The organism is Exiguobacterium sp. UBA7533 (genome assembly GCF_002479335.1).
Classification (GTDB): Bacteria; Bacillota; Bacilli; order Exiguobacteriales; family Exiguobacteriaceae; genus Exiguobacterium_A.
Genome location: NZ_DLMP01000011.1, coordinates 194,375 through 221,288 on the forward strand (window position 1 = coordinate 194,375; position 26,914 = coordinate 221,288).

25 protein-coding genes and 1 riboswitch are annotated in these 26,914 nt (G+C 49.6%); of the genes, 2 read left to right on the forward strand and 23 right to left on the reverse strand.

Annotated elements, in window-relative coordinates; all coding sequences use genetic code 11:
• The first annotated feature begins 76 nt into the window (after positions 1-76).
• The gene (locus B2U10_RS12485; protein ID WP_290754208.1) at positions 77-271 is read left to right on the forward strand and encodes a YwbE family protein; all 195 of its coding nucleotides are present in this window, start codon (positions 77-79) and stop codon (positions 269-271) included.
• A gap of 55 nt (positions 272-326) precedes the next feature.
• On the opposite strand, the gene B2U10_RS12490 is transcribed toward B2U10_RS12485, so the two are convergent.
• The 3 genes from B2U10_RS12490 to B2U10_RS12500 form a co-directional block, all read right to left on the reverse strand.
• Entirely contained in the window at positions 327-1,502 is a 1,176-nt protein-coding gene (locus tag B2U10_RS12490) for a M20 metallopeptidase family protein (RefSeq protein ID WP_290788091.1), read from the reverse strand.
• A gap of 13 nt (positions 1,503-1,515) precedes the next feature.
• The gene (locus tag B2U10_RS12495; RefSeq protein ID WP_290788095.1) at positions 1,516-2,370 is read right to left on the reverse strand and encodes a MurR/RpiR family transcriptional regulator; all 855 of its coding nucleotides are present in this window, start codon (positions 2,368-2,370) and stop codon (positions 1,516-1,518) included.
• A 260-nt stretch (positions 2,371-2,630) separates the two neighbouring features.
• A complete protein-coding gene (locus tag B2U10_RS12500; protein ID WP_035412315.1) occupies positions 2,631-3,809 on the reverse strand; it encodes a CamS family sex pheromone protein in 1,179 nt (392 codons plus the stop codon).
• 134 nt (positions 3,810-3,943) lie between these two features.
• On the opposite strand from B2U10_RS12500, the gene B2U10_RS12505 reads away from it, so the two are divergent.
• A complete protein-coding gene (locus tag B2U10_RS12505) occupies positions 3,944-4,525 on the forward strand; it encodes a class D sortase (protein WP_035412313.1) in 582 nt (193 codons plus the stop codon).
• 70 nt (positions 4,526-4,595) lie between these two features.
• On the opposite strand, the gene ligA is transcribed toward B2U10_RS12505, so the two are convergent.
• From ligA to B2U10_RS12605, 20 genes are all read right to left on the reverse strand, one after another.
• A complete protein-coding gene (gene ligA / locus B2U10_RS12510) occupies positions 4,596-6,590 on the reverse strand; it encodes an NAD-dependent DNA ligase LigA (protein ID WP_035412310.1) in 1,995 nt (664 codons plus the stop codon).
• A 14-nt stretch (positions 6,591-6,604) separates the two neighbouring features.
• Complete coding sequence (pcrA, locus tag B2U10_RS12515; protein WP_035412308.1) at positions 6,605-8,830, reverse strand: DNA helicase PcrA; 2,226 nt, start codon at positions 8,828-8,830, stop codon at positions 6,605-6,607.
• 45 nt (positions 8,831-8,875) lie between these two features.
• Entirely contained in the window at positions 8,876-9,571 is a 696-nt protein-coding gene (locus B2U10_RS12520; protein ID WP_023467081.1) for a heptaprenylglyceryl phosphate synthase, read from the reverse strand.
• Between the two features lie 62 nt (positions 9,572-9,633).
• Positions 9,634-9,858, reverse strand: coding sequence for a hypothetical protein (locus B2U10_RS12525; protein WP_035398958.1), 225 nt, complete (start codon positions 9,856-9,858; stop codon positions 9,634-9,636).
• Positions 9,859-9,870: 12 nt separating this feature from the next.
• A complete protein-coding gene (locus tag B2U10_RS12530) occupies positions 9,871-11,250 on the reverse strand; it encodes a TrkH family potassium uptake protein (protein ID WP_290788099.1) in 1,380 nt (459 codons plus the stop codon).
• A 37-nt stretch (positions 11,251-11,287) separates the two neighbouring features.
• Positions 11,288-11,602, reverse strand: a complete 315-nt coding sequence (locus B2U10_RS12535; RefSeq protein ID WP_023467078.1) for a YerC/YecD family TrpR-related protein — start codon at positions 11,600-11,602, stop codon at positions 11,288-11,290.
• A gap of 68 nt (positions 11,603-11,670) precedes the next feature.
• Positions 11,671-13,410, reverse strand: a complete 1,740-nt coding sequence (locus B2U10_RS12540) for an adenine deaminase C-terminal domain-containing protein (RefSeq protein ID WP_290788102.1) — start codon at positions 13,408-13,410, stop codon at positions 11,671-11,673.
• A 211-nt stretch (positions 13,411-13,621) separates the two neighbouring features.
• Positions 13,622-14,884 carry a phosphoribosylamine--glycine ligase gene (purD, locus tag B2U10_RS12545; protein WP_214856360.1) on the reverse strand — a complete coding sequence of 421 codons (1,263 nt, stop codon included), beginning with the start codon at positions 14,882-14,884 and terminating at the stop codon, positions 13,622-13,624.
• 15 nt (positions 14,885-14,899) lie between these two features.
• Positions 14,900-16,420, reverse strand: coding sequence for a bifunctional phosphoribosylaminoimidazolecarboxamide formyltransferase/IMP cyclohydrolase (gene purH / locus B2U10_RS12550; RefSeq protein WP_035412295.1), 1,521 nt, complete (start codon positions 16,418-16,420; stop codon positions 14,900-14,902).
• A complete protein-coding gene (gene purN / locus B2U10_RS12555; protein WP_056063393.1) occupies positions 16,417-16,992 on the reverse strand; it encodes a phosphoribosylglycinamide formyltransferase in 576 nt (191 codons plus the stop codon). The genes purH and purN overlap by 4 nt, the downstream gene beginning before the upstream one ends.
• A complete protein-coding gene (gene purM, locus B2U10_RS12560; RefSeq protein ID WP_056063391.1) occupies positions 16,989-18,023 on the reverse strand; it encodes a phosphoribosylformylglycinamidine cyclo-ligase in 1,035 nt (344 codons plus the stop codon). Before purM ends, purN begins: the two co-directional genes overlap by 4 nt.
• A 16-nt stretch (positions 18,024-18,039) precedes the next feature.
• On the reverse strand, positions 18,040-19,449 hold the full coding sequence (gene purF, locus B2U10_RS12565; protein WP_290754221.1) for an amidophosphoribosyltransferase: 1,410 nt from the start codon (positions 19,447-19,449) through the stop codon (positions 18,040-18,042).
• Complete coding sequence (purL, locus tag B2U10_RS12570; RefSeq protein ID WP_056063388.1) at positions 19,425-21,644, reverse strand: phosphoribosylformylglycinamidine synthase subunit PurL; 2,220 nt, start codon at positions 21,642-21,644, stop codon at positions 19,425-19,427. The genes purF and purL overlap by 25 nt, the downstream gene beginning before the upstream one ends.
• Complete coding sequence (gene purQ, locus B2U10_RS12575) at positions 21,625-22,308, reverse strand: phosphoribosylformylglycinamidine synthase subunit PurQ (protein WP_035412283.1); 684 nt, start codon at positions 22,306-22,308, stop codon at positions 21,625-21,627. The genes purL and purQ overlap by 20 nt, the downstream gene beginning before the upstream one ends.
• On the reverse strand, positions 22,305-22,553 hold the full coding sequence (gene purS, locus B2U10_RS12580; protein ID WP_023467069.1) for a phosphoribosylformylglycinamidine synthase subunit PurS: 249 nt from the start codon (positions 22,551-22,553) through the stop codon (positions 22,305-22,307). The genes purQ and purS overlap by 4 nt, the downstream gene beginning before the upstream one ends.
• The gene (gene purC, locus B2U10_RS12585; protein ID WP_290754225.1) at positions 22,550-23,257 is read right to left on the reverse strand and encodes a phosphoribosylaminoimidazolesuccinocarboxamide synthase; all 708 of its coding nucleotides are present in this window, start codon (positions 23,255-23,257) and stop codon (positions 22,550-22,552) included. Before purC ends, purS begins: the two co-directional genes overlap by 4 nt.
• A 59-nt stretch (positions 23,258-23,316) precedes the next feature.
• Positions 23,317-24,612 (reverse strand): adenylosuccinate lyase, encoded by a 1,296-nt coding sequence (gene purB / locus B2U10_RS12590; protein WP_035398969.1) that lies wholly within the window; start codon positions 24,610-24,612, stop codon positions 23,317-23,319.
• A complete protein-coding gene (purK, locus tag B2U10_RS12595; protein WP_290788107.1) occupies positions 24,609-25,712 on the reverse strand; it encodes a 5-(carboxyamino)imidazole ribonucleotide synthase in 1,104 nt (367 codons plus the stop codon). The genes purB and purK overlap by 4 nt, the downstream gene beginning before the upstream one ends.
• Positions 25,709-26,200 (reverse strand): 5-(carboxyamino)imidazole ribonucleotide mutase, encoded by a 492-nt coding sequence (gene purE / locus B2U10_RS12600; RefSeq protein WP_290754229.1) that lies wholly within the window; start codon positions 26,198-26,200, stop codon positions 25,709-25,711. Before purE ends, purK begins: the two co-directional genes overlap by 4 nt.
• Before the next feature lie 89 nt (positions 26,201-26,289).
• A riboswitch (purine riboswitch) is annotated at positions 26,290-26,391 on the reverse strand.
• 208 nt (positions 26,392-26,599) lie between these two features.
• Positions 26,600-26,797 (reverse strand): NETI motif-containing protein, encoded by a 198-nt coding sequence (locus tag B2U10_RS12605; RefSeq protein WP_023467064.1) that lies wholly within the window; start codon positions 26,795-26,797, stop codon positions 26,600-26,602.
• Positions 26,798-26,914 lie beyond the last annotated feature (117 nt).

Consider the following 26,914-nt stretch of genomic DNA (forward strand, 5'->3'; position numbering starts at 1 on the left):
CGACAAACAAGTTTCACCAGCTGAACCATGTTATACTGATAGCCAAACAGGAAATGAACGATGGGAGGATCTACAGATGGACGGTAAAACACGTAAAAATATCACACCTGGTCTTAAAGTCAGCATCGTGTTGAAACAAGATCAACGAACAGGTAAACGAACAGAAGGAATCGTTAAAGACCTTCTCACGAAATCACCGCAGCATCCGCACGGGATCAAAGTGCGATTAGAAGACGGACAAGTTGGTCGTGTTCAAGAAATTTTAAGTTAAAAAGACAATAATCGCTCGCCCTGATTCCTTTTCGGAGTCAAGACGAGCGATTTTTTCATGCTTCAGCAGTTTGTTCTAAATACCGCCACGTTGCTTCGACTAGAATACGTGCTGCGTCAAGCATCGCTGGCTCTTTAAAATCAAACTGGGGATGATGATGCGGTGGATAGGAAGCGTCCCCGGCTCCTGTAAAGAAAAATGCACCGGGTACGTGTTGCAGATAATACGCGAAGTCCTCGCCGCCCATTGTCGGTTCGATTTCAAATACATGCTTGTCTCCTAAGATTTCTCGTGCGACGGATTCGATCAATACGGTGGGTACCGCATGGTTGACGACAGCTGGATACCCTTTTTCGTATGTAAATTGATACGTCGCTCCGACCGCCTGACAGATTCCTTTGATCGTCTGCTCCATCCGCTCAATGATTTCGTCCGCTGTCGCTTCATTAAACGTTCGGACCGTTCCTGTTAATGTCGCTTGATCTGCGATGACATTAAACGTATTCCCCGCGTGCAACGTTCCGACGGTCACGACTGCCGGCTCTAGCGGATTAAGTTGACGACTGACGATCGATTGTAATTCCTTGACGATCGTTGCCCCGAGTAAGACAGCATCAATCGTCTCGTGTGGCTTCGCACCGTGCCCGCCTTTTCCATATAAGATCAGCTCGAACTTATCAGCTGCTGCCATGATCGGACCGGTTCGAATACCGACGTGTCCTTGATCGATCGTTGACCAAAGATGCGTTCCGAAGATGACATCGACCCCTTCAAGACAACCGTCGGCAATCATATCTCGCGCACCACCCGGGACGACTTCCTCCGCATGTTGATGAATCAAGACGACATTCCCCGGTAACGATTCCCGCTGTTGCATGAGCGTCTTTGCGACGGCAAGCAACGTCGCCGTATGACCGTCATGACCGCACGCATGCATCACGCCCGGAACTGTCGATCGATACGCGACCTCTTTTCCGTCAGCAATCGGTAAAGCATCGAAGTCGGCACGTAACGCGACGGTCTTCCCCGGTTTTCCTCCACGAATGTACCCGACGACACCACGTCCACCCACTCCTGTCTTGACTTCGATTCCGAGCGTTTTTAAATGTTGCGCGATATAACGCGGTGTCTCGACTTCTTGAAACGATAACTCCGGGTGCTGATGGAGATAACGACGACGCTCCACCATTTCCGGATACAACGCGTCTAGTCCGGCAGTTCGTTCTGACATGTATGTATCCCCCTTATTTTTTTTGATGCAGTGTCTTAACGCTCTCCCGCGTAAATTGGAGACGTTCGAGTGTATCTTCATAGTGTCCCGCAGAATAGGACAAGAATAAGACGTCAATCGCAAACAGTTGAGCCAGTCGTGAACTGAGTGCCGCACTACGAAGCGGCGCTTCCGGTGCGCGTGATGTCCAAAGCGCGATATCCGCTAGTTGGCTGATCCGATTGTCCCCGAAACGTGTCAGACTGATGACCTTCAGCCCTTGGATTTTCGCCAAACGGATCAACTCGACGACCTCTTCTGTCTCACCGCTGTAGGAAATCGCAAAGAAGACATCTTCTTTACGTGCATTCGCTAAGATCGTCGCAAGTAGATGCTGGTCCGTTTCTTGAATCGCTAGTTTCCCGACACGCGTCCATTTTTGAGCAGCGTCTTCAGCGACGACATGCGATGCCCCAATCCCGTAAAAATAAATCGCGCGTGCCTGATCAATCACATCAATCGCATCCGCAATCCGTTCATCATTCAACTGCTTCGCAGTATCCTGCAACGCTTGAATACTGTTACTAAGCGTTTTTTCAATCAAGTCGACGGGACGTTCATCCTTTTCGATATCGTGATACCCTTTTAAATCCGTCCGTGCTGTATCGGCAGAAATGCGCATCCGCAACTCCGGGTATCCTTTTAATCCAAGCGCGCGACAGAAGCGGACGACTGCAGCGGCACTTGTATCTGATTCCTCTGCAAGTTGGTGGATCGTCATGCGTGCAATTTGGTTCATATGCGTCAAGACATAGTCTGCGACTTTTCGTGAGGACGATGGTAGTTCCTCTCGAACTGCACCGATTTGTGAATAGATACCGCCTTTCATCTACATCTCTCCTTTATCATCTTCTTTAAAAGAACTGGCGATTCATCGCGCCGTCCCCGTTTATAGAACTGTTCTTCTTCCATTATGCTCTCTCCTACTGACTTTCGTAAATCTAAAAAATGGGAAAGTGAAACAAAATATCATTCTTCTTCCATACCCTTCCTTTCATACTCATATACTTCTATCTTCAAGCGTTCGTCATACAAAAAAGCGACATTCCGCTAAATAAGGAATGTCGCTTTATAAAGTAAATGGAGAAATCAACGAATCTTGACGATTGGTTTTTTTGTATCCGGATCGAGGAATAGCATCGCTTCCGTATCACCGTTCAAGTTCGTCACAGTGATCGTCGTCGGAATGTTTCGATTATATTCCCAGCGATTCTCAAGCAGGTACGTCACGTACTGAACGAATGCGACGAGTTCTGCTTTTCCGTAAAATTGAACGGGAATCTTCATTTCAAGCTTTTTAAGTTCATCTTCTTGATAGAAGCCTTCCCCCATCATACCAGTGTAGTTCGGGAAGTAGTCTTCTAGACGGTCTTTGAATAAATCAAATTTCGCCGCATCATCACGAACATCATTCGTTGCACGTGCTGACGGGTAGTAGTAATAGCGTTCATTGTAGTTCTTCCAATCATTCGCGCTGATTTGATTCCCGCGACCGATGAATGCAGACGAGAGATAATGACCGGAAACCGGTGAACCTTCTTTTTCCTGGAGGTAGAGGGCGACGTGAATCGGTGTCGTCTTCATACCCTGCGTCTTACGCATTTTCTTGACTAAATTGTTTGCCATCCGCTTCCCTTCAGCAACGACTTTCTTTTCATCAAGTTTAACGGTATAGGTCGGTCCATAGTTTTCATCTTGGAAAACATACTCACTATTTAAGACGAGAGCGATTGATGTACCACCGAGTTCAAGCTTCTTATCTTCTTCAAGCATGTAGTCTTGCTCTAAGATATGCGATAGAATCATAGGTGACTTTTGATTTTTTTCTTTATATGACTTACCTGACGTGTAGGCTGGGTTTAAACCTTCAGGATCGCTGACGCCATCGCCTGCTTTCCCTTTTCGTAACAACCATTTTGCGATTTGGTCGGCTTCGAGTAACTGACCTTCTTGGTAATAGTATTTTTCCGGATCAAAAAATTGTGTCGAATGACGCATCAATCCTGTTTCGATTTCATCGAGTTCAAGACGCGAACTGACACGCTTTTGTGTCATTCCACGTGCGACGCTTGGACGAAACGGTAAGACCGTCCGGTAATACGAATCCGTCGTATCAATGGCTGGACTGACGACGGCTTGGACTTCCTTACCTTGTTCACTTTCAGTAATGACTTCTTTTGTATCGCTACTTGGCGAAAGGTCGAACGAACAAGCACCCAAAAATAACGTGCTCGATAACGTCAACGCTACTGCTTTTTTATAGTTCATCTCTATTTGCACCCCATGTTTTCAAATCGTTCTCTTTATCATAACAGAATCGTTTTCCATCGGGGAAGGACAAGTTTTCCCCTGTTTTTCAAAAAAGATGATGCGCCCTCACGCATCCGAAAGGACTTTTTATCATGACACGCCGTAAATTCATCGGTCTGCTTTTTTTGTTAGCAGGCATCGCACTCATCGTTTGGCCCTTCATCAGTGATTATCAGCGCGAACAAGAAGCTGAACATTTAAAGAAACAATGGACCAACAGTCTAAAAATCGTCGATGCAAAAGAAACCAAACAACCTCTTGCAAAATCAGGTGTCGGATTACTCTCGATACCAAGCATTGATTTTGAACAAGTCATCTTAGAGGGGTCGACGACAGCAGTCCTCGATCGAAGTATCGGTCATATTCCGAAAACCGGATCGCCTGGAAAAGGCAATTATGCGCTCGCCGGACACCGAAGCTTCACAGAAGGTCTCCACTTCAATCGTCTGCCTGACGTCAAGAAAGGCGATACCGTTATCGTCACGACGAAAACACATCGGTATACGTACCGGATCACGTCAAGTCGTCTCGTCACACCGACGACGTTGTCCGTTCTCAATCAATCCGTCGCCTCTCCGACGATTACGTTGATCACTTGCGATCCACCGGAAACGGCAACGAATCGTCTCATCAAACAAGGTACCTTAATTCGAAGCGAGACGATTGCTTCGTGACAATTGGATCAATACGAATAAAGGAAGGCGGAATCCCGCCTTCCTTTATTTAGTTCATATAGCAGTGGTCTTAAGCCTCGTGTTTGGCTAATTCTTCTAACAGACGCGCTTCATCCCAAATTTCGATGCCGAGCGATTCTGCTTTCGTCAGCTTAGAACCTGCCTTTTCCCCTGCGACGAGCACGTCTGTCTTTTTACTGACGCTTCCCGTCACATCGGCACCAAGTGCTTCAAGACGCTTCCCTGCCTCTGACCGTTTTAGGCTTTCGAGTGTTCCCGTCAAGACGATCGTTTTTCCACCGAGCGGTGCATTCGTCTGATCAACTCGTTCACCAAGGAACTGTTGATTAACACCGAGTTGTTCCAAATCACGAATCAATGCTTGTGCTTCTGGGTGCTCGAAGTACTTTACGATGGAGTCCGCGATTTTCCCACCGATACCATCGATCGCGACGATCTCCTCGTAGCTAGCTGCCGCAATCCCTGCTAACGAATCAAAACGTTCCGCTAAGAGATACGCCGCTTTTTGACCGACGAGTCGAATTCCGAGACCAAACAAGAGACGTTCGACTGAGTTCTGCTTCGAGGCTTCGATCGCCGCAAGTAATTTATCGACGGACGTCTCACCCATTCGGTCGAACGTCAACAACTCGTCGCGATCGAGTCGATATAAATCGGCAATCGTCCGGATTGCTTCATGGTCATACAATTGACGGACGACTTTTTCACCGAGACCATCGATGTTCATCGCTTGACGCGAAACGAAGTGAATGATACCTTCCATCAATTGCGCTGGACATTCCGGACTGACACAGCGGATGTCGACTTCGCCTTCGAGACGGACGAGTTCCGATTGACAGGCCGGACAATGGGTCGGGAAGACGATTGGTGTCTCTTCTCCCGTTCGCTCTGCCGTGACGACTTGTACGACTGCCGGGATGACATCTCCCGCTTTTTTGATGATGACCGAATCTTGAAGGCGAATATCTTTTTCGGCGATGAAATCAGCGTTATGCAGTGTTGCATACGTCACCGTCGATCCTGCAACGACGACCGGTGCAAAACGGGCACGCGGCGTCACTTTCCCGGTCCGACCGACACTGAAATCAACGTCTTCGACTGTCGTCATGACTTCTTCCGCCGCAAACTTATAGGCTGTCGCGAAGCGGGGACTTTTTGCTGTGAAGCCGAGCTCTTCCTGATCATCGTATCGATCGACTTTCAGGACGATTCCGTCGATCTCATATGGCAGGCTCGCACGTGCTTCTGTCCAATGTGCGATGTAGGCAAGAATCTCTTCGACCGTCTCACACGTCTGCATATGTTGATTGGTCGGTAAGCCAAGTGAAGCGAGTTGTGCCATCGCTTCGCTATGTGAACGAGCCGTCAACGTATTGACGCCGACGCCATACACGAACAACGACAGATTACGCGACGCCGTGATCGACGAATCCAGCTGACGCAGACTACCTGCTGCCGCGTTACGTGGATTCGCGAACAACGTCTCTTCCCGGCTTGCCCGGTCTTCATTCAATCGTTCGAACGATTGTTTCGGCATATAGGCTTCACCGCGAACTTCGACCGTCTCTTCTGCCTGCAGACGAAGTGGTAAGGCTTTGATTGTCCGTAGATTCTGCGTGATGTTTTCGCCGACTGTTCCATCACCCCGCGTCGCCCCACGAACGAATCGACCGTCTTCGTATTTCAGCGAGATGGCAAGTCCATCGAATTTCAGTTCGGCGACATAAGTTGTCGAACGTCCGAGCGACCGCTCAATCCGAGCGACCCATTCGCGAATTTCTGTCTCATCAAAGACGTTTCCGAGTGACAGCATCGGTAAGTCATGCGTCACTTTCTCGAACGCTTCAAGCGGTGCTGCACCGACGCGCTGCGTTGGCGAGTCTGGCGTGATCAGTTCCGGGTGCGCTGTTTCTAGCTCCGTCAGTTCACGAAGCAATTGATCGTACGTCGCATCTGGTACCGTTGGTTGATCCAGTACATAATATTCGTAGCTATATCGGTTCAATGTTTGACGAATCTCATCTATACGCTGGCTTGCATCCATCTGTGGACCTCCCGTCATACCTTTTTAATCGGTGCGAATTTTGCGAGCAATCGTTTAATTCCGACTGCTGGGAATGCGATATCGATTTCAAGATTATCTCCTTCACCCCGAGTCTGGACGACTGTACCGAGTCCCCATTTCCCATGCTCTGCCTTATCTCCGACCGACCAACCGAGCGTTTCCGCACCTGACGTCTTCATTGCTGTCGGTTTACTGATTGAACGACCGATGACCGCTTTGCCTTGTGGGACAGGGCGATCTTCCCATGGGAGTGGCTTCGCTTTTTTACCGGTCCGCTCGATGACGACTTCCGGCAGCTCCGCTAGGAACCTTGATTCTTGGTTTGCGTTCGTTCGTCCGTACAGGGAGCGCATCCGCGCATGTGACAAGTAAAGACGTTTCTCAGCACGTGTGATCCCGACATACGCGAGGCGACGTTCTTCTTCCATCTCGTCTTCATCTTGAAGCGAACGGCTATGCGGGAACAAACCTTCCTCCATCCCAATCAAGAAAACGACTGGAAACTCGAGTCCTTTTGCCGAGTGGAGTGTCATCAACGTGACTTGTTCTTCCGGATCCGTCTCGTCGAGTGAATCGACATCGGCGACGAGTGTCAAGTCAGTCAAGAAGGCGATGATCGTCCGGTCTTCCGGATCGGCTTTTGCCGTCTCCTTCTCAAAGTTCTGTGCAACGGTGATAAACTCGTTGATGTTCTCAAGACGACTCTGTGCTTCAAGCGTCTTATCTTCCTTCAGCACTTGACGATAGCCCGATTTCTCAAGCACTTCTTCAACCAGTTCTGAAAGACTGATGAATTCTTGCATTTGACTGAGTCCGAGAATCATCGTCCGGAAATCCGTCAATTTCGCTGCCGTTTTTGGTGCGATACTCGACAATTCGATATCGCGAATCGCTTCCATCAGTGACACGCCTTGTAAATCGGCGAAATCACGCAGCTTATCAATTGTCGTCGCGCCGATACCGCGTTTTGGTTCATTGACGATTCGCGCGAAGGACAGGTCTTCGTCCGGATTCGAAATTAAACGGAGATAAGCGAGCACGTCTTTGATCTCTTTACGATCGTAGAACTTCGTGCCGCCAATCATTTTGTACGGAACGTTCGATTTGAGAAGTGTTTCCTCGATCGCACGCGATTGTGCGTTCGTCCGGTATAAAATCGCGATATCACTCAGTTTCATCCCGTAGCGAAGTGAATTCCGAATTTCCTGGACGATATAAAATGCTTCTTCCCGCTCGTTCTCTGCCGTATGAACGATCAGCTTCTCGCCTTCGTCGTTATCCGTCCAAAGTTTCTTATCTTTACGTGTTGAGTTGTTTTGGATGACATGGTTGGCCGCTTCCAAAATTCGTTTCGAGGAACGGTAGTTTTGCTCGAGTAGAATGACGGCTGCATTCGGATAATCCTCTTCGAACGAGAGGATGTTCGCAATGTCAGCACCACGCCAGCGGTAAATCGACTGATCCGAGTCCCCAACGACACAGAGATTCTGATGTCCCGAAGCTAACAGATTGACGAGATCATACTGAGCTTTGTTCGTATCTTGATACTCATCAACATGGATGTAGCGGAACTTCTTCTGATAGTACGCAAGGACATCCGGACTCTTCTTGAATAACTCTGTCGTTTTTCCGATTAGATCATCAAAGTCGAGCGCGTTGTTCCGGCGTAGGACCGCTTCGTATCCTTTATAGATTTCAGCAACGGTCTTCTCATACGGACTCGTCACGATCGAGGCGTAGAATTCAGCACTGCGTAATTCATTTTTCTGTGACGAGATGATCGTCAGCATCGATCGCGGATCCCATTTTTTCGGGTCCAAGTTTTGTTCCTTTAAGACGAGCTTGATCGCCGATTGCTGATCACTTGAATCAAGGATCGTGAAGTTGCGATCGTATCCAAGCTGATCGATGTCGCGACGTAACATCCGGACACACATCGAGTGGAAGGTCGAGACCCAAATATCGTTTGCGACACCACCGACCAAACGACCAATCCGGTCCCGCATTTCCCGCGCTGCCTTGTTCGTGAACGTAATCGCAAGGATGTTCCACGGCGCGACTTGTTTAGCCGCCATCAAATAAGCGACCCGGTGTGTCAGGACGCGTGTCTTCCCGGAACCGGCTCCTGCCATGATCAGCAGTGGACCTTCCGTATGCTTGACTGCTCTTGCTTGCTCAGGGTTTAGTCCACTGACGAGCTGTTCACTCAAATTAAACATATCAATAGCCTCATTTCTTATATTCCGAACTTTTGTTCCTATATTTTATCGTGTCGCTGCGACGGTCGCAAGCGCTGCTTTTAAATCCTCATAAATGACGTTCCCAACGACGATCGTATCCGCATACTGCAGCATCTCACGCGCCCGCTCCTCGGAGTCGATGCCGCCGCCGTAAAACAGGCGTGCCTGCTTCAACACATCGCGAACGGCTGCTACTCGTTCTGGTTCCCCGTAAACGCCACTGTATTCGAGATAGACGACCGGTAAGCGGAAGACGCTATCCGCAAGTTGTGCGTAAGCGACGGTTTCATCCAACGTTAACGGCTTTGCTTGTGTCACACGCGCGACCTTCGCATCAGGATTCAGGACGATATACCCTTCCCCGACAAGATCAGCGTGCGCCAGCATATGACCGACTTGTTCTAATGCCTCGACCTGTTTTTCGACGACATATTCTAATGTTCCCGCATTCAGGACCGTCGGCGTCAAATACGTATCGAATCCCATCGTCGCGGCTTCGAGTTCTGAAATCTCAAGTGCCACCGCGACTGGATATCGTCGCAAACGCATTAAGAGATCAAGCGTTGCATCGAGTGTGATGTCATCTGTTCCACCGACAAGAATCGCATCCGTTCCGGACGTCGCAATCGCCTGTAGGCTAGCATCATCAATTGGTTTTGCTGGATCTAGTTTAAAGACATGTCGCCATTCATTAAAAGGTAATAACACGGTTCGTCCCATCCTCTCTTTCTCATTCCACATTCAGTATAAAACAAAAAACCATCTCGCGCAGAGCGAGATGGTCAGACGTGTGTCCGTCGTTTCGTCAACAGTGACGCCAGTAACAACGCGAAGACGGCATATACCGGCACGAACGCCCACGGTTCTGCCAAAAAGAAGCCGAGTACCGGAACGTCCAGTAACGGTGAATCTGGCGAACAGAGCGCTCGCCCATTGACGAGCGCCAAAAACGGTAAGACAGGCACAGCAAAGATATACGCGAAGTTGATCCAAAAGGCACGTTTCATACAAGAGCCTCCTTATCCGATAATGACGGATTCCTTCGGATAGTTGTAGTTACGTTTCGGTTGGTTCGCTTTCAACAGAAGAACGAACGAGATGACACCGATTCGACCAATGAACATCAGCACAGACAACGTCCATTTTCCGATATCCGATAATTGATCCGTGATGCCGAGTGATAGACCGGTCGTACCGAACGCTGAACACGCTTCAAAGAACAGCACCAGGAACGGCGCGTCCTCAACGATCAACAAGACGATCAATCCAACCATCGTCACGCCAGTCGAGACGACGATGACGACAAAGGCCTTCCAAATATCCGATTGACCAATCTCACGACCGAAGATTTTGATACCATATTCCCCTCGTATGAAGGCGATGACACTCAAGACAGCGACAGCGAACGTCGTCGTTCGAATCCCCCCACCAACGGAAGACGGTGACGCTCCGATGAACATTAAGAGCGACAAGACGAAAATCGAGGCTTGTGAGAAGGACGTGATATCGACCGTCGTCAATCCACCGTTACGAGTCGTAACGGATTGGAACAAGGCGTCGACGAGCTTCTCATCGATTGGTAAGCCTTTAAAGGATTGGTTCCATTCGAATAGTAGTAGTGCTACCGTTCCAAAGAGAACGAGAATGAAGAACGTCGACGCCGTCAATTTCGTGAACAGTGAAAAATGATACGGTTGACGTGTCGCTTGACGTGTCGCCCGGTAGGAAATATAACGTCGGACTTCAACGAGTACCGGAAAACCGATCGCGCCGAGCGTCAAAAGCAGAATTTGCATGAAGACGACGAACAGATCCCCGCGAAACGGCAGTAATGATTCTCCCGTGATATCAAAACCGGCGTTCGTTGTCGCACTGACCGATCCGAACAACCCTTGAAGCATCGCTTCTCCGAGCGTCGGAAAATACTTTGTGTAGTACAGCCCGAGAATCAAAGCACCAATCAATTCAATCGAGACGATGATCAAGATGACTTCCCGAATGTATTTGACGACACCTTGCATCGTCGTCTGGTTCTGATCTCGGACGACGAGCTGACGCTCCCGGAAGCCAATTCGTTTTCCGAGGATGACCCACATCGCGATATGAAGCGACATCAAGCCGATCCCGCTGACTTGTACTAAAATCATGATCATGAAGTACCCGAACGTCGTAAAGGTATCCGAAACCGAGACCGTTGTCAGACCGGTGACACTAACACAACTGACCGCCATGAAGACAAGGTCCGTGAAGTCCCAGTCGTAATTTCCTTTCGTCGACCACGGTAAGCCGAGCAGAATGATCCCAATGATGACAGCAACGAAGTAGATGATGACGAGCGACTGGATAGGCGTCAGCTTACGAATGAAATGTTGAATTCTTTGTTGTAACGCAAAATCCAATGTAACACGCCCCCCTTCATAGAAGTAGCGGATAACATTAGTTATCCGCTACTTCTTGCTCGATAAGACCTAGGCGGGCAAGCGCCAGATCATAACCGCCCGAACCGTAGTTCAAGCAACGTTTGACACGCGAAATCGTTGCTGTTGAAGCACCGGTCGCCTTTTCGATTTTGTGATACGTATTGCCTTCACGTAATTGACGTGCGACTTCCAGACGTTGGGCGAGCGCCTGGATTTCGTTGACGGTCGCTAAGTCTTCGAACAACGTATAACAATCTTCTAATGAATCCATCTTCATGATGGCTGTAAATAACTGATCTAATTCTTTTCCACGCAATTTATCGAGTTGCATCTTGTGACTCCCTTTCCCATTCAATTGCTCTTTAATAGTTTAAAGCGCGACGTTTTAAAATTCAAGCGTCATCGCAAAATCGCCGGGAAAAGGACTTTTTTCCGAAGGACTTCGTAAATACCTTGTGGTGTGATTCGCACATATGGTAGATGTGTAGACGCTAGGAATAGCAACGTATAGACCGGATCTTCAAAGGCATATCCACGGGCAAATAATGCCTCCCGTAAAGCGGTTTCTTGAACGATCAAATCCTCGAGTGGTAAGTCGGACGTCTGCCCCATTAAGGTCAATGGAACTTCAGCGATGACTTCTCCGTCTTCGACGAGAACGATTCCACCGCCAAATGTTTTCATCCGCTCAAACGCAACTTGCATATCTCGTTTTGATTTACCGATCATCAAAATATCACCACTAATCGAGTACGAACTGACGAGACCTCCGACTTGTGTCGCAAAGTTCTTCAAGACGGTATTCAAACGCCACTTCCCTTCGCGGTCCAGTAGCATCAGGAAGGATTCATCGCAACCTGCTGGTAGCATAGGTACACTCGTGTCATGCTCGACTTGATAGAGCTTCATGATGACGGAATTGACCATTTCAAGACCAACCGGCATGCTGAATGAAAAATCCTGCTCCGTTAAGGAAATCTGGACTTCTGATTGTGGCATAAGGGCATAAGCAGCATCAAGCGCTTCGGCTGGGTAACATGGAATGTCGGCTTGACGGACCCATATGCCGCGTGCAAGTACAGCGACAGGTGTCGGAGCATCTTTTGCCTCAAGGAAATTGAGATGTGCAATCCGTCCTGGCGCGATACTTCCGAGTAGATGATCGAGATTAAAATGACGTGCTGCATTGTATGACGCAATCCGGTATGCTTCTTCGACCGGAATGCCTGCCTCGAGCATCAGTCGGATCGTCTCATCCATCATACCCGCTTTATAAAAGGACGGTGTCGAACCATCTGTTGTCACTAGTACCTTATCGAACTGCGTCAATCCCGCTTCGACAAGCCCCTTAAAGATATCCGGTAGATCCGGACGAATCGATGAATAACGAATCGTCGTCGTATAACCAAGTTCAAGACGTGTCATCGCTTCTTCGACCGTCATTGCCTCGTGATCACTCGTCACACCATACAGCGCCATCTTTGTCAGCGTCTTCGCTGAAGCACCAGGGAAATGACCTTCGATTGGTTTTCCAAGTTTGATCGCATCCTGCATCCAGTGGAGCAGTTCATCGTCCCCTTGCGAGAGACGTGGCCATCCCGTCAACTCACCCGCTTGGATGACTTGTGGATGTTTAAGCCATGCTTGAATCCGGCGATTATCGATCGAGATACTATCGGCATCAAGCTCGGTCTGCGCGTCGAGTCGTGCCCACCAGTACATCGAGGTCGGTAAGTCCGCTAGCGCCTCGACTTGAGCAAACGCTTGCTCCGTCGGCTCTAATAATAACAACATGTTGTCGTTGACGAGGGTCGATGTTCCTCGCTCTGCTGCGAATTTTGCAAGACTCGCTGGATTATAAAGTTGAAACGGATGGGCATGAGGTTCAATGTAACCGGGTACGATATATTGACCTGTCGCATCATAGTAGGCATCGGCTTGTTCCGGCATCTCTGGACCGACATAGACGATCCGGTCGCCACTGATCCAGATGTTCGCCGTCCGCCATGCTTTGACACCATGATTTAGGTAAGTGGCATTCAGTATGACAAGTGTCGGTGCAAGCTTTCCGCTGATGACCGCTTGGTGTGTTCGTACTTCAGATTTCGTCCAAGGGGATCTTCCACAATTTTTTTTCACGAAAGCTCGACCTCCTTTATTTTATTGAAAACGCTTTCTTATAGTTCTTATACTAAAATGTTGCTAAGTAAGTTTCAAGAAGTTTTGCCCCGTTCCGGATTCATTTGGTCAAAATAACACAAATTCGCCATGGAAGACAAATCTTTTCGTGCACTTCGCCAAGAAATAAAAAAACCAGACGAGACTCTGTCGAGTGCGTCTGGTTCAACTATCATGATTCATGTGAGGCACGAAAGGCTTTTTGAGCGATATCAGTTCGGTAAAAGAATGGCTGATGCGTCACGTCTGGTAAGTTCGCATAGACCTGTTCGACAGCTTGCTCGATCGTCTCTGCACGACTGACACAGACGAGGACACGTCCACCAGCTGAGACAAGTTGACCGGATTGTTCTGCTGTTCCGGCATGAAAAACGAGAAGGTCATCCCCGATCTGATCGAGTGGAATCATTTGTCCCGTTTTTGGCGCTTCTGGATATCCTTCTGCAGCGACGACGACACCGACAGCTGCTTGGTCCGTCCAAACGACTTCTGGTGTCTGTCCGTCCATCAGTGGTCTGATGACATCAAGTAACGGTGTCTCTAAGCGTGGGAGAATGACTTCCGTCTCCGGATCACCGAACCGAGCATTGAACTCGATGACGAACGGTCCTTGTTTCGTTAACATCAGACCGGCATAGAGGAAGCCAGTGAACGGTATTCCTTCGCTTGCCATCTGATCGACGAGCGGCTGTATGATGCGATCAACAGCTTCTGTCGTCAACGCTGCCTCGTCCCACTGAGGTAACGGTGAATACGCGCCCATTCCTCCTGTGTTCGGACCTAAGTCACCGTCAAATGCCCGTTTATGATCTTGCGACAATACCATCGGAATGACCGTCTCTTCGTGGACGAACGCCATCAACGAACACTCTTCCCCGACCAAACACTCTTCGATGACGACGCGGCTTTGCTGCCCGTATTCCCCGGCAAACGTATCGTGGATCGCTGCAAGTGCCTGGTCCACAGTTTCTGCGACCGTGACCCCTTTTCCGGCAGCGAGTCCGTCGGCTTTGATGACAATCGGTGCACCCGCTTTGCGAACATACGCTTCTGCCTCTGCTGCTGAAGTAAAGACGGCGTGAGCAGCGGTCGGAATACCGGCACGCGCCATCAATTCCTTCGCGAACTGCTTACTTCCCTCGATTGCCGCAGCTTCCCGTGTCGGTCCGAAAACCTGCAGTCCCGCTGCCTGAAAGGCGTTAACGACCCCGAGAACGAGTGGTCCTTCTGGTCCGACGATCGTCCAATCAATCTGTTCGTCTTGTGCGAACGCCACGAGTTCATCGATGGCATTTTCGGCGATCGGAACACATGTAGCTTGTGTCATCCCGGCATTCCCAGGCGCAGCATACACTGTCTCGATCCGTTCATCCTGTGCCAGCTTCCAGACGAGCGCGTGTTCACGCCCTCCTTTACCAATCACCAATACCTTCATTCAAATCGCCTCCGCTTAGTGTTTGAAATGTCGAACGTTCGTAAAGACCATCGTGATGCCGTGTTGGTTACACGCATCGATCGACTCTTGATCGCGAATCGAGCCGCCTGGTTGAATGATTGCTGTAATGCCAGCTGCTGCTGCCGCTTCGACCGTATCGCCCATTGGGAAGAAGGCATCGGAAGCAAGGGACGCGCCGATCGCTTTTTCTCCAGCTTGCGTGATTGCAATGTTCGCTGAACCAACACGGTTCATCTGTCCTGCACCGACACCGACGGTTACTTCGTCTTTTGCGAGAACGATCGCATTCGACTTGACGTGTTTGACAGCGCGCCATGCGAGTTTCAAGTCTTCCCATTCCGCTGCTGTCGGTTTGCGGTCTGTCACGACACGTGCTGCTGCATCATCTAATGTCTCATCGTCACTGTCTTGGACGAGCATACCGCCGGCAACTGCTGTATAGCGGATCGCTTGGACACGTTTGACGTCAAGTTCAAGTAGACGAATGTTCTTTTTCGCTGACAATAAGGCGAAGGCTTCTTCCGTGAAGGACGGGGCAATGATGATCTCAAGGAAGATACCGCTTAGTTGTTCTGCTGTCTCTAGGTCGACTTCACGGTTCAAGGCGACGATGCCTCCGAAAATTGAAACCGGATCGGCTGCATGCGCGCGACGGAATGCCTCTCCGATCGTTGGACCGACGGCAACACCACACGGGTTCATGTGTTTGACGACGACGGCTGCTGCTTCGCGGAACTCGTCGAGAATTTCGAGTGCAGCGTTCGCATCTTGGATGTTGTTATACGACAACTCTTTACCATGCAACTGTTTCGCTGAAGCGAGGGAAGCCCCACGGTAAATTGGTGTTTTATAAAAGGCTGCTTCTTGGTGTGGATTTTCTCCGTAACGGAGATCCTGGACTTTCTCAAGCGTGATCGTCAACTGGTCCGGGAACTTCTCGCCTGTTTGCGTCAAGAAATAATCCGCGATCAACGCATCGTACGCCGCTGTATGACGGAAGGCTTTCGCTGCAAGACGTTGGCGTGTCTCAAACGTTGTTCCACCTTCACGAACCTCAGCAACGACTGTTTCGTAATCAGCTGGATCGACGACGACCGTCACAGCCGCGTGGTTCTTCGCTGCAGATCGCAACATGCTTGGACCACCGATATCGATGTTCTCAATCGCATCCGCATAAGCAACGTCTTCTTGTAAAACTGTCTGCTTGAACGGATACAAATTGACGACGACGAAATCAATTGGTTGAATCTGTTGCGCAGCCATCTGTTCGCGATGGGATTCAAGATCACGACGACCAAGTAGTCCACCGTGGACCATCGGATGAAGTGTCTTGACACGTCCATCGAGCATCTCTGGGAATTGTGTGACTTCACTGATACCAATGACCGGAAGCCCAGCTTCCTCTAATGCTTGATGTGTTCCGCCTGTCGAGACAAGCTCGATCCCTGCTTCATGAAACGCTCGTCCTAGTTCGACGATCCCTGTTTTATCCGACACACTAATTAACGCTCTCATACGTTTGCCTCCTCTTTCATCCACTCTTCGATGACTTGCGGATACAGTCTATGTTCGACACGCTGAATCGCTTGTTGCAACGTTTCACGCGTCATCTCTTCTGTAATCCGAACGGCTTCTTGAGCCATGATGGGTCCTGTGTCCATTCCTTCATCGACTATATGAATTGTAACACCTGTGATTTTAACTCCGCCACGAAACGCTTGTCCGATCGCATCTTTTCCCGGGAACGCCGGAAGCAGCGACGGATGAATGTTGACAATTCGCCCTGCGTATCGTCCGAGCAACTCTTCCCCGATCAAACGCATGTACCCGGCAAGGATGATCCGTTCAACACCTTTTGCTTCAAGACGAGCGATGATCTCCCGCTCAAAGCTCGGTTTATCCGGATAGTCCTTTGCTCGAAAGACGAAGATGTCACATCCACGTCGTTTTGCTCGCTCGATGACTGTTGCGTCCGGTTGGTCGCAGACGATTAGTTCGATCGAGGCATGTAACGTCCCTGCCTCGATTGCTTCAAAAAGTGCTTCGACATTACTACCGCTTCCTGATGCAAAACAGGCGATCTTCATGCGTCGACCCCTTGAATCCGGACACCTTCTTGATCGGTCACGTGACCAATCACGTACGCCGTCTCATTTTCACGAGCGAGACGTGTTGTTACTTCCACGACATCTTCCGGTTTGACGATCAACATGAAACCAATCCCCATGTTGAAGACATTATACATGTCATGTCGTGGCAGATCACCTGCTTGCTCGAGCCAGTCGAAGACCGGTAACGTCGGCCACTTTTTCGGATCAAACGATGCACCAAGACCCTCTGGCAAGACGCGTGGTACGTTTTCGTAGAAACCACCACCTGTAATATGGACCATCGCTTGAATCTTTTCCGTCTCAAGGGCAGCTTTGACCGCTTCGACGTAGATACGTGTCGGCATGAGAAGGGCATTACCAAGCGTATGACCGAGCATCATGACTTCATCTTCGTAGCTAAGGCCACTCTCGGCGACAATTTTACGGACAAGTGAAAAGCCGTTCGAATGGACACCGGACGAAGCAAGACCGAGAATGACATCGCCTGCTGCGACCTTGTCACCGGTAATCAATTTTTGCTTCTCGACGGCACCGACGGCAAAACCAGCGATGTCGTATTCGCCATCCGCATACATCCCTGGCATTTCTGCCGTCTCACCACCAATCAACGTACAGCCCGCTTGGACACATCCTTCAGCAACACCGGCGACGATCCGTTCGATCTTCGCTGGAATCGCCTGACCGAGCGCGATGTAGTCGAGAAAATAAAGCGGTTCTGCACCTTGGACGATGATATCGTTCACACACATCGCAACACAGTCGATCCCGATCGTATCGTGTTGTTCGAGTGCGAAGGCAAGCTTGAGTTTCGTACCGACCCCGTCTGTCCCACTGACGAGGACCGGTTCTTTCAACTGCAATTGGCTGAGGTCGAACATCGCACCAAAGCTACCGAGTCCCGTTAATACTTCTTTGCGCATCGAACGGGCGACGTGTTTTTTCATTCGAGTGACGGACTCATATCCTGCCGTCAGACTCACACCTGCTGCTTCGTAATGTTTGCTCATGTTCTTCCCCCATCTATCAAAGTTTAGCTTCTAACTCGAGCGAACCGAGCGGTGTCGGATACTCTCCTGTGAAGCAAGCGGTACATTGTCCTTTTAATGGTCCATCGAACGGGCGGTCGATTGCATCGACCATACCCGGTACAGTTAGGAATTCAAGTGAATCAGCACCGATTTCTTGACGGATTTCTTCCGGCATCAACCGGGCAGAGATCAACTCGTCTTTTGACGATGTATCAATCCCGTAATAACATGGATTCGTAATCGGTGGTGCCGTGATACGGACATGAACTTCCGTTGCACCGGCTTCACGTAATAAACCGACGATGCGGCGACTCGTCGTTCCTCGGACGATCGAATCATCGACCATGATGACACGCTTCCCTTGTACGACACCGCGTAACGCAGACAACTTCATTTTGACCCCACGTTCCCGTAACTCCTGTGACGGCTGGATGAACGTCCGTCCGACATAACGATTCTTGATCAATCCCATTTCATACGGAATACCACTCGCTTCCGCGTAACCGATCGCTGCCGAGATACTGGAATCCGGTACCCCTGTAACGACGTCTGCTTCGACCGGTGCTTCTTCATACATCTTTTTCCCGAGTGCTTTCCGGGCCGTATGGACGTTGACGCCATCAATGATTGAATCTGGACGTGAGAAGTAGATGTATTCCATCGAACACATCGCTCGTTCGCGTGGTTGCATGTATTGACGAGACGACATGCCGTGTTCTGTGATCGTCACGAGCTCCCCCGGCTCGATATCACGAATGAACTCTGCACCGACGATATCAAAGGCACATGTCTCTGACGCAAATACGATGCCGCCGTCCGGTGTCTTCCCGAGTGACAGTGGACGCAGTCCGTGTGGATCAACCGCCACGAATAACGTATCTTCCGTTAAAAAGAGGAAGGCAAATGCCCCGACAAGACGCGCGAGACTGTCGGCAATCCGGTCTTCAAGTGTGTCGAGCTTACTGCGTTTGACGAGATGGGCGACGACTTCCGTATCGCTCGTCGTCTGAAAGATTGCACCTTCTGCTTCGAGTAGATGCTTCAGTGAATCCGCGTTGACGAGGTTCCCGTTGTGTGCGAGAGCGAGATCTCCCGTCCGCGACTTGAAATGCAGCGGTTGGGTATTCTCAAGTGTGTTTCCACCTGCTGTCGAATATCGGACATGTCCGATCGCATGATGTCCTTTAAGATTCGTCAGTATCTCTTCCGAAAAGACTTCCGTCACCAGTCCTTGCCCGCGGTGCGGGAAGAGGTCGTCGCCGTCACTCGTGACGATGCCTGCCCCTTCCTGTCCCCGGTGTTGCAAACTATGCAAGCCGTAGTAAGCGAGTTGCGCTGCATTCGGTTGTCCGAAGATCCCGAAGACGCCACACTCCTCATTTAGTCCTTTGATGTCATATAACACGCGATTGCTCCTTCCCAGTCTCCCTGTAAGGTCGAACGGTCTGCTTCGATCCGTGTCTCTGCCGTTTCGATGACAAGAAGCTCATCGTTCGTGACGACACCGATCGCTTGAGCACCGGTCCGTTGTTCGAATGCTGCAACGTGCGTTTGTGGCACAGTGACGACGAAACGTGATTGCGATTCACTGAACAGATGTAACGTTGGTCCATCAAACTGAACCTTCAACCCAAAGTTCGTTCCAAACGTCATCTCAGCGAGGGCGATTGCGAGACCACCTTCTGATACATCATGCATCGCATTGACTTCACCTGCTTGTACTGCTTGTTGTAACACTTGTAAGCGTGCATGTTCGACTGCTAAATCGATTTGTGGTGCGCGACCGAATGATTTACCGAATTGCATATATTGAAGCTCACTACCACCAAACTCGGCTGTTGTTTCACCTAACAGATAAATCTGGTCACCTGCTTGTTTGACGTGTTGCGTTGTGATCCATTCGGTTTGCTCGTGTAATCCAACCATTCCGACGACCGGTGTCGGGTGAACCGCTTGACCAGCTGACTCATTGTAGAGCGAGACGTTTCCACCGATAACAGGTGTCTCAAGGACACGACATGCTTCTGCCATACCGGCTGTTGCTTGCTGCAACTGCCAGAAGCCTTCTGGTTTATCCGGATTTCCGAAGTTCAGGCAATCCGTGATGGCAAGTGGTGTCGCCCCACTCGCGACGATATTACGAGCTGCTTCTGCAACGGCGATCTGTCCACCGACATATGGATCCAAGTAGACGAAGCGACTGTTGCAGTCGGTCGTCATGGCGAGTGCCTTGTTCGTACCACGGACACGGATGACGGCTGCATCTGATCCCGGTGCGACGACCGTCGATGTCTGGACCATATGATCGTACTGATCGTAGACCCAGCGTTTTGAAGCGATCGTCGGCTGACGGAGTAGTGCTCGCCATGTCTCAACAATGTCCTCGACGACTGGAAGTGTCTCTTCCATCGCTTGAAATTCTTCATAATACGCAGGCACGCGAGATGGTTTTTCATAGACTGGTGCTTCTTCCGCTAACGCGTCAACCGGAACTTCCGCCACGATATCCCCATGATGGATCAACCGTAAGACTTTCTCTTCAATGACTTCTCCGACGTGAACGGCATGGAGCCCCCATTTGCTGACGATTGCTTCAATCTCTGCTTCGCGCCCCCGTTTGACGACGAGTAACATTCGCTCTTGTGATTCTGAGAGCATCATTTCGTAGGCTGTCATCCCTGTCTCCCGTTGCGGGACGTCATCGAGGTGCATCTCGATGCCCATGCCTGCTTTTGAAGCCATCTCTGCTGAAGAAGATGTTAGTCCAGCAGCGCCCATATCCTGCATCCCGACCAGTGCTGGATGACCAACGATCTCAAGACAAGCTTCAATCAATAGCTTCTCCATGAACGGATCGCCGACTTGAACAGCTGGACGTTTTGCTTCCGTATCTTCTCCGAGATCTTCCGAGGCAAATGTCGCACCATGAATACCATCGCGCCCAGTCGCTGCACCGACGTACATGACTGAGTTCCCGACACCTTTTGCCTGACCTTTTTGAATATCGGCATGGTTGATCAAACCGATACACATCGCATTGACGAGTGGATTTCCTTCATACGAACGATCAAATCCGATTTCGCCACCGATCGTTGGAATACCGACACAGTTGCCATACCCCGCGATCCCTGCAACAACTTGTTCGAACAGTTGATTAACACGTGGTGTACCGAGATGACCGAAGCGGAGCGAGTTCATGAGCGCAACTGGGCGCGCACCCATCGAGAAGATGTCACGAATGATACCGCCGACGCCTGTTGCAGCACCTTGGTACGGTTCAACAGCAGATGGATGGTTGTGGCTTTCAATCTTAAAGACGACAGCCTGCTCATCACCGATATCAACGACCCCTGCCCCTTCACCCGGTCCCTGTAAGACACGTGGTCCAGTCGTCGGGAATTGACGGAGGACGGGTTTAGATGTCTTGTATGAACAATGCTCAGACCACATGACCGAAAACAATCCTGTTTCCGTATAGTTCGGTTGGCGTCCGAGTAAATCGACGACCATCTGGTATTCCGTATCACTTAATCCCATCGTGGCATAAACGCGTTGCTCTTGAATCAATTCTGGTGTTGGTTCAGACTGTTGTTTTAGCATGGTGTGCCCCCTGTTTGACGAGTGAAGTAAAGAGTTTCAATCCATCTGTTCCGCCAGTCAATAGCTCGACTGCTCGTTCTGGGTGTGGCATCATCCCAAGAACATTGCCAGCTTTATTCGTGATCCCGGCGATATCGCCGCGCGAACCGTTCGGATTATCGACATATGTGAAGGCGATTTGCCCGTTCGTTTGGAGCATCGCGTAAGTCGCATCGTCGCAGTAGTAGTTTCCTTCGCCATGTGCGATTGGAATCGAGATCGTCTCGCCTGGCAGATAATCTGATGTAAACCGTGTCTTCGTGTTTTCAACCTTCAGTTCGACCGTCCGACACATGAACTTCAAACCGTTATTTCGATGCAAGACACCTGGTAAGAGTCCCGCTTCGACAAGAATCTGGAATCCGTTACAGACACCGAGGACGGTTTTTCCTTCTGTTGCAAAACGTTTGACCTCTTCCATAATCGGTGAGAAGCGTGCGATTGCCCCGCAACGAAGGTAATCTCCGTAGGAAAATCCACCTGGTAACAGGACACCATCGTAGCCTTCAAGTGATGTTTCGGTATGGAAGACGTATTCGGCTTCTTCTCCGAGCGCATCCTTAACCGCATGGTACATATCTAAATCACAGTTCGATCCCGGAAAGACGATGACCGCGAACTTCATGCTGGCGTCACCTCTTCGATCGTAATCTGATAATCTTCCATCACCGTGTTAACGAGTAGTTTTTGACACATCTCATGAATCATCGCTTCTGTCGTTTCCGTTTCAACGAGCAGTTCAATCTGTTTTCCGATTCGAACACTCTCGACACCCGTAAAACCAAGCTGTTGCAATCCGCCTTTTACAGCAACTCCTTGTGGATCTAAAATGCTTTCCCGTAATGCGATCGATACGATGACTTTTTTCATTGTGTGTTTCCCCCTAGGCGATTGAATAGTGTTTGGTAAGTCTCTGTCAGTGAACCGATATTGCGTCGGAAGACATCTTTATCGAGATGTTCTCCAGTTTCCTGATCCCACAGGCGGCATGTATCAGGTGAGATCTCATCAGCCAGTAGAATCGTTCCATCTGCCGTCTTGCCGTATTCCAATTTAAAATCAATCAACGTGATTCCGTTTTGACGGAAGTAAGGTTGCAAGACTTCATTCACGCGAAGTGCTTTGTCCGACAGCTCTTCTAGCTCCTCAGAAGTCGCAATCTTCAGTAAATTGATGTGCGATGAGGTGACGAGTGGATCGCCTAACGTATCATCTTTATAGTAGAACTCAACGATTGGTGTTTCGAGCACCGTACCTTCTTCGATACCGAGCCGTTTACTCAAGCTTCCTGCGACGACGTTCCGGACGACGACTTCGAGTGGAATGATAGTGACACGACGTACGAGCTGTTCGCGCTCCGAGACACGCTCAATGAAATGTGTCGGAATGCCCGCTTGTTCGAGGATTTCAAAGAAATGACTCGTCAATCGGTTGTTCAATTCGCCTTTTCCAGCAAATACTTCTTTTTTCTCGCCGTTGAATGCCGTGGCCTCGTCTTTATAGACGATCCGGAGCACATCCTGCTCCTGCGTCGTGTACAATCGTTTTGCTTTTCCTTCATAAAGTGGTTGCATCGCTTTCGTCCCCCATGATCCTAAGATGTAGACGGGGCAAATGCCCCGTCTCAGGTTGATTAGTTCAAGCCACACCGTTCAAAAATTTCATCGACACGACTCGTATGGTACGTCGGATCGAAACACGCATCGAGCTCTTCTTCTGTGAACAGCTGTTGAATGTCCTGTTCTTGCCACAATAAGTCACGGAACATGATTTGTTCTTCCCACGCCTGCATCGCACGCGGTTGAACGAAATCATACGCTGCTTCACGCGACCAGCCTTTTTCGATTAAAGCGAGTAAGACATGTCCAGAGAAGATGACCCCAAACGTCCGGTCCATGTTCCGCTTCATGTTGTCCGGGAAGACCGTCAAGTTCTTCACGATGTTTCCGAAACGGTTCAACATGTAGTTGAGCAGTCCTGTTGCGTCCGGAAGAATGATGCGTTCTGCCGAAGAGTGCGAGATATCCCGTTCGTGCCAGAGTGAGACGTTCTCGTACGCCGTCACCATGTGTCCACGGATGACTCGGGCAAGACCTGTCATGTTCTCAGAGCCGATCGGATTCCGCTTGTGCGGCATCGCCGATGATCCTTTTTGACCTTTAGCGAAGAATTCTTCGACTTCACGCGTTTCCGTCTTTTGTAGACCGCGGATCTCCGTTGCCATCTTTTCGATCGATGTCGCGATCAGAGCAAGCGTCGACATATAGTGTGCATGACGATCGCGTTGTAACGTCTGTGTGGAAACTGGAGCTGGTTTCGTTCCTAACTTTTCGCAGACGTATTTTTCAATGAACGGATCGATATTCGCGAATGTTCCGACGGCTCCTGACATCTTGCCGTATTCGACCGTCTCACGTGCTGCTTCGAAGCGGACTTTGTTTCGTTTCATCTCTTCGTACCAAAGCGCTAGTTTCAGACCGAACGTCGTCGGTTCTGCATGTACGCCATGCGTTCGTCCCATCATGACCGTATATTTATGTTCGTTCGCTTTGACCTTTAAGATGTCGATGAATCGATCGAGATCCGCAGCAAGAATGTCATTTGCTTGCTTCAACAGATATGAGAGTGCTGTATCGACGACGTCCGTTGACGTTAGTCCGTAATGAACCCATTTACGTTCTTCTCCGAGTGTCTCAGAGACGGCACGCGTAAAGGCGATGACATCATGACGTGTCTCTTGTTCGATTTCAAGGATCCGGTTGACATCAAAAGAGGCATTGTCCCAAAGTAATTGAACGTCCTCTTTCGGGATGACTCCTAGTTCACTCCATGCTTCACACGCAAGAATCTCGACTTTTAACCAAGCCTCGAATTTGTTTTGTTCGGTCCAGATCGCTTTCATCTCAGGACGTGTATACCGTTCGATCATTGAACTGTCTCCTTCCATATCGACAGGCGTTCGACTTCTGCCAAAGCATCGTCGACCGTGTCCGCAAGGATGTTTAAATGTCCCATCTTGCGACCTGTCTTGGCTTCTGCTTTTCCATATAAGTGAACTTTCGTCCGAGCGCTTAGTCTCGGTAGTTCCTCGTATAATGCTGTGACATGCTGACCCAGGATGTTCGCCATGACGACCGGTGTCGTCAGACGGGTATCACCGAGTGGAAGACCACTGATGGCACGGATATGTTGCTCGAATTGGGATGTTTCGCAAGCATCGATTGAATAGTGACCCGAATTGTGTGGTCGGGGTGCTAGTTCATTGACGATTAGTCTAGAACCGACGACGAACAACTCGATGGCGAGTGTACCGATCAACCCGACAGCATCTGCGATCGATTCAGCGAGCGCAATTGCTTCTTGTTCGAGCGATTCCGAAATGCGAGCCGGTACGATCGATAGATGCAAGATATTTTCCCGATGAATGTTCTCACTGACTGGGAAGACGCGTGTTTCTGTTGCGCTTCGCGTCACGATGACGGAAATTTCCTGATCAAACGGTAACCACTGCTCCGCGACATACTCTGTCGGTTCGAATCGTTCGATTGCCGCTTGGAACTGTTCTTCCGTCCGAATGACGGTCTGTCCTTTTCCGTCGTATCCGAATCGTGCTGTCTTCAAGACGAACGGTAATCCGAGTCGTTGCTTCGCTTCCTCTAAGTCAGCAGGATCTGTCACCGGATAGTATGGAGCGACGGAATGCCCGATGCGTTCAATCATCTCTTTTTCTCGAACTCGATGTTGCGTTTGAAAGAGGAGATTCGTTCCGTGAATCAGTTTCGTTCCGATCGCTTCAGCGACTTCCGTTGAGATATTCTCGAATTCGTAGGTGACGACATCCGATTCAGCTGTAAGTTGCTTCGCTGCTTCAATATCCGTGAAAGCTGCCTGAATGTGTTGATCCGCCACTTGCGCACACGGTGCGTTGTCTGTTGGATCAAGCGTCAGAATCTCAAAGCCCATCTCACGGGCGGACAGTGCCATCATTCGACCGAGTTGACCTCCACCTAATATTCCGATTCGCTTCATAGTAGGTTCCCTCCAGATGCAATGACGTCCCCTTCGAGTTCGACACGCATATGATCGAGCTTACGGGCAAGTCGTTCATCTTGAATCGACAGAATTTGAGCGGCTAGCAATCCAGCGTTTTTTGCGCCTGCTTCTCCAATCGCGACTGTTGCAACCGGTACACCACCTGGCATTTGAACAATCGAGAGCAAGGAATCAATTCCTTGGAGCGCTTTACTCTTCACAGGAACACCGATGACGGGTAATGTCGTTTTAGCGGCGACCATGCCTGGTAGATGAGCGGCACCGCCTGCACCGGCAATGATGACCTTCAGTCCTCGTTCACGTGCTGATTCAGCATAACGAAACATCAGATCCGGTGTCCGGTGTGCGGAGACGACTTTTTTTTCATATGGAATCTCAAGTTGCTCCAACACATCGCATGTATGTTTCATCGTTTCCCAATCCGATTGACTTCCCATGATGACGCCGACTTCTACATTTCCCATCGCTGTTTCCTCCTTTGTGCATAAAAAAAGCCCAAACCACGGCTAAAAGGGTGGCTTAGGGTATAAAAAGGTACGCCAAAGAAATATCGACGAACATCCATATACCCCATAGTCCAACGATTTAGGGTCGTTGGGTAGAAACTTGCAAGCCATATCCCTGCTATTATACGAGGTGTTTATATTCAATCATCCTGTCACGACTTCATCTTAACAAGTCCATCCCAAGGCGTCAACCAAAGGCGAACAATTTAATTATCTGAAAATTTATCGTTCGGTTTTAAAAGCGGTTTTTCTGATTTCATCGATTGTCCATTCGGAGTTTATTTTCTTGAAAGGCATCACATGGAATCAAGAACGAAAAGAGCACCCTCCACATGAATCGGAGGATGCTCTAGGCAGTTACTCATTCTCTTTCACTTTACAATCGAAGACGATTTGTTGACGAATTGGATACGGTTCGCCATTAGCGTCTAATCCAAAGATCGGTTCTTCTCGTCGGACCGTCGGGCGGTATCCCATGGCATCGATACGATCCAAACAAGCACCAATCGTCTCGTTCTCTTCGACGGCTACACGTAGTTTCGTTTTTTTCGCCATATCCCTGTTCAGTCCCTTCATTAAAATGGATACGTGTCTTTCTACAAAAAGACACAAAAAAGCGGCGGCCCTTGAGCGTATGCTCCAGAACCACCGTTTGCCTGGCAACGTCCTATC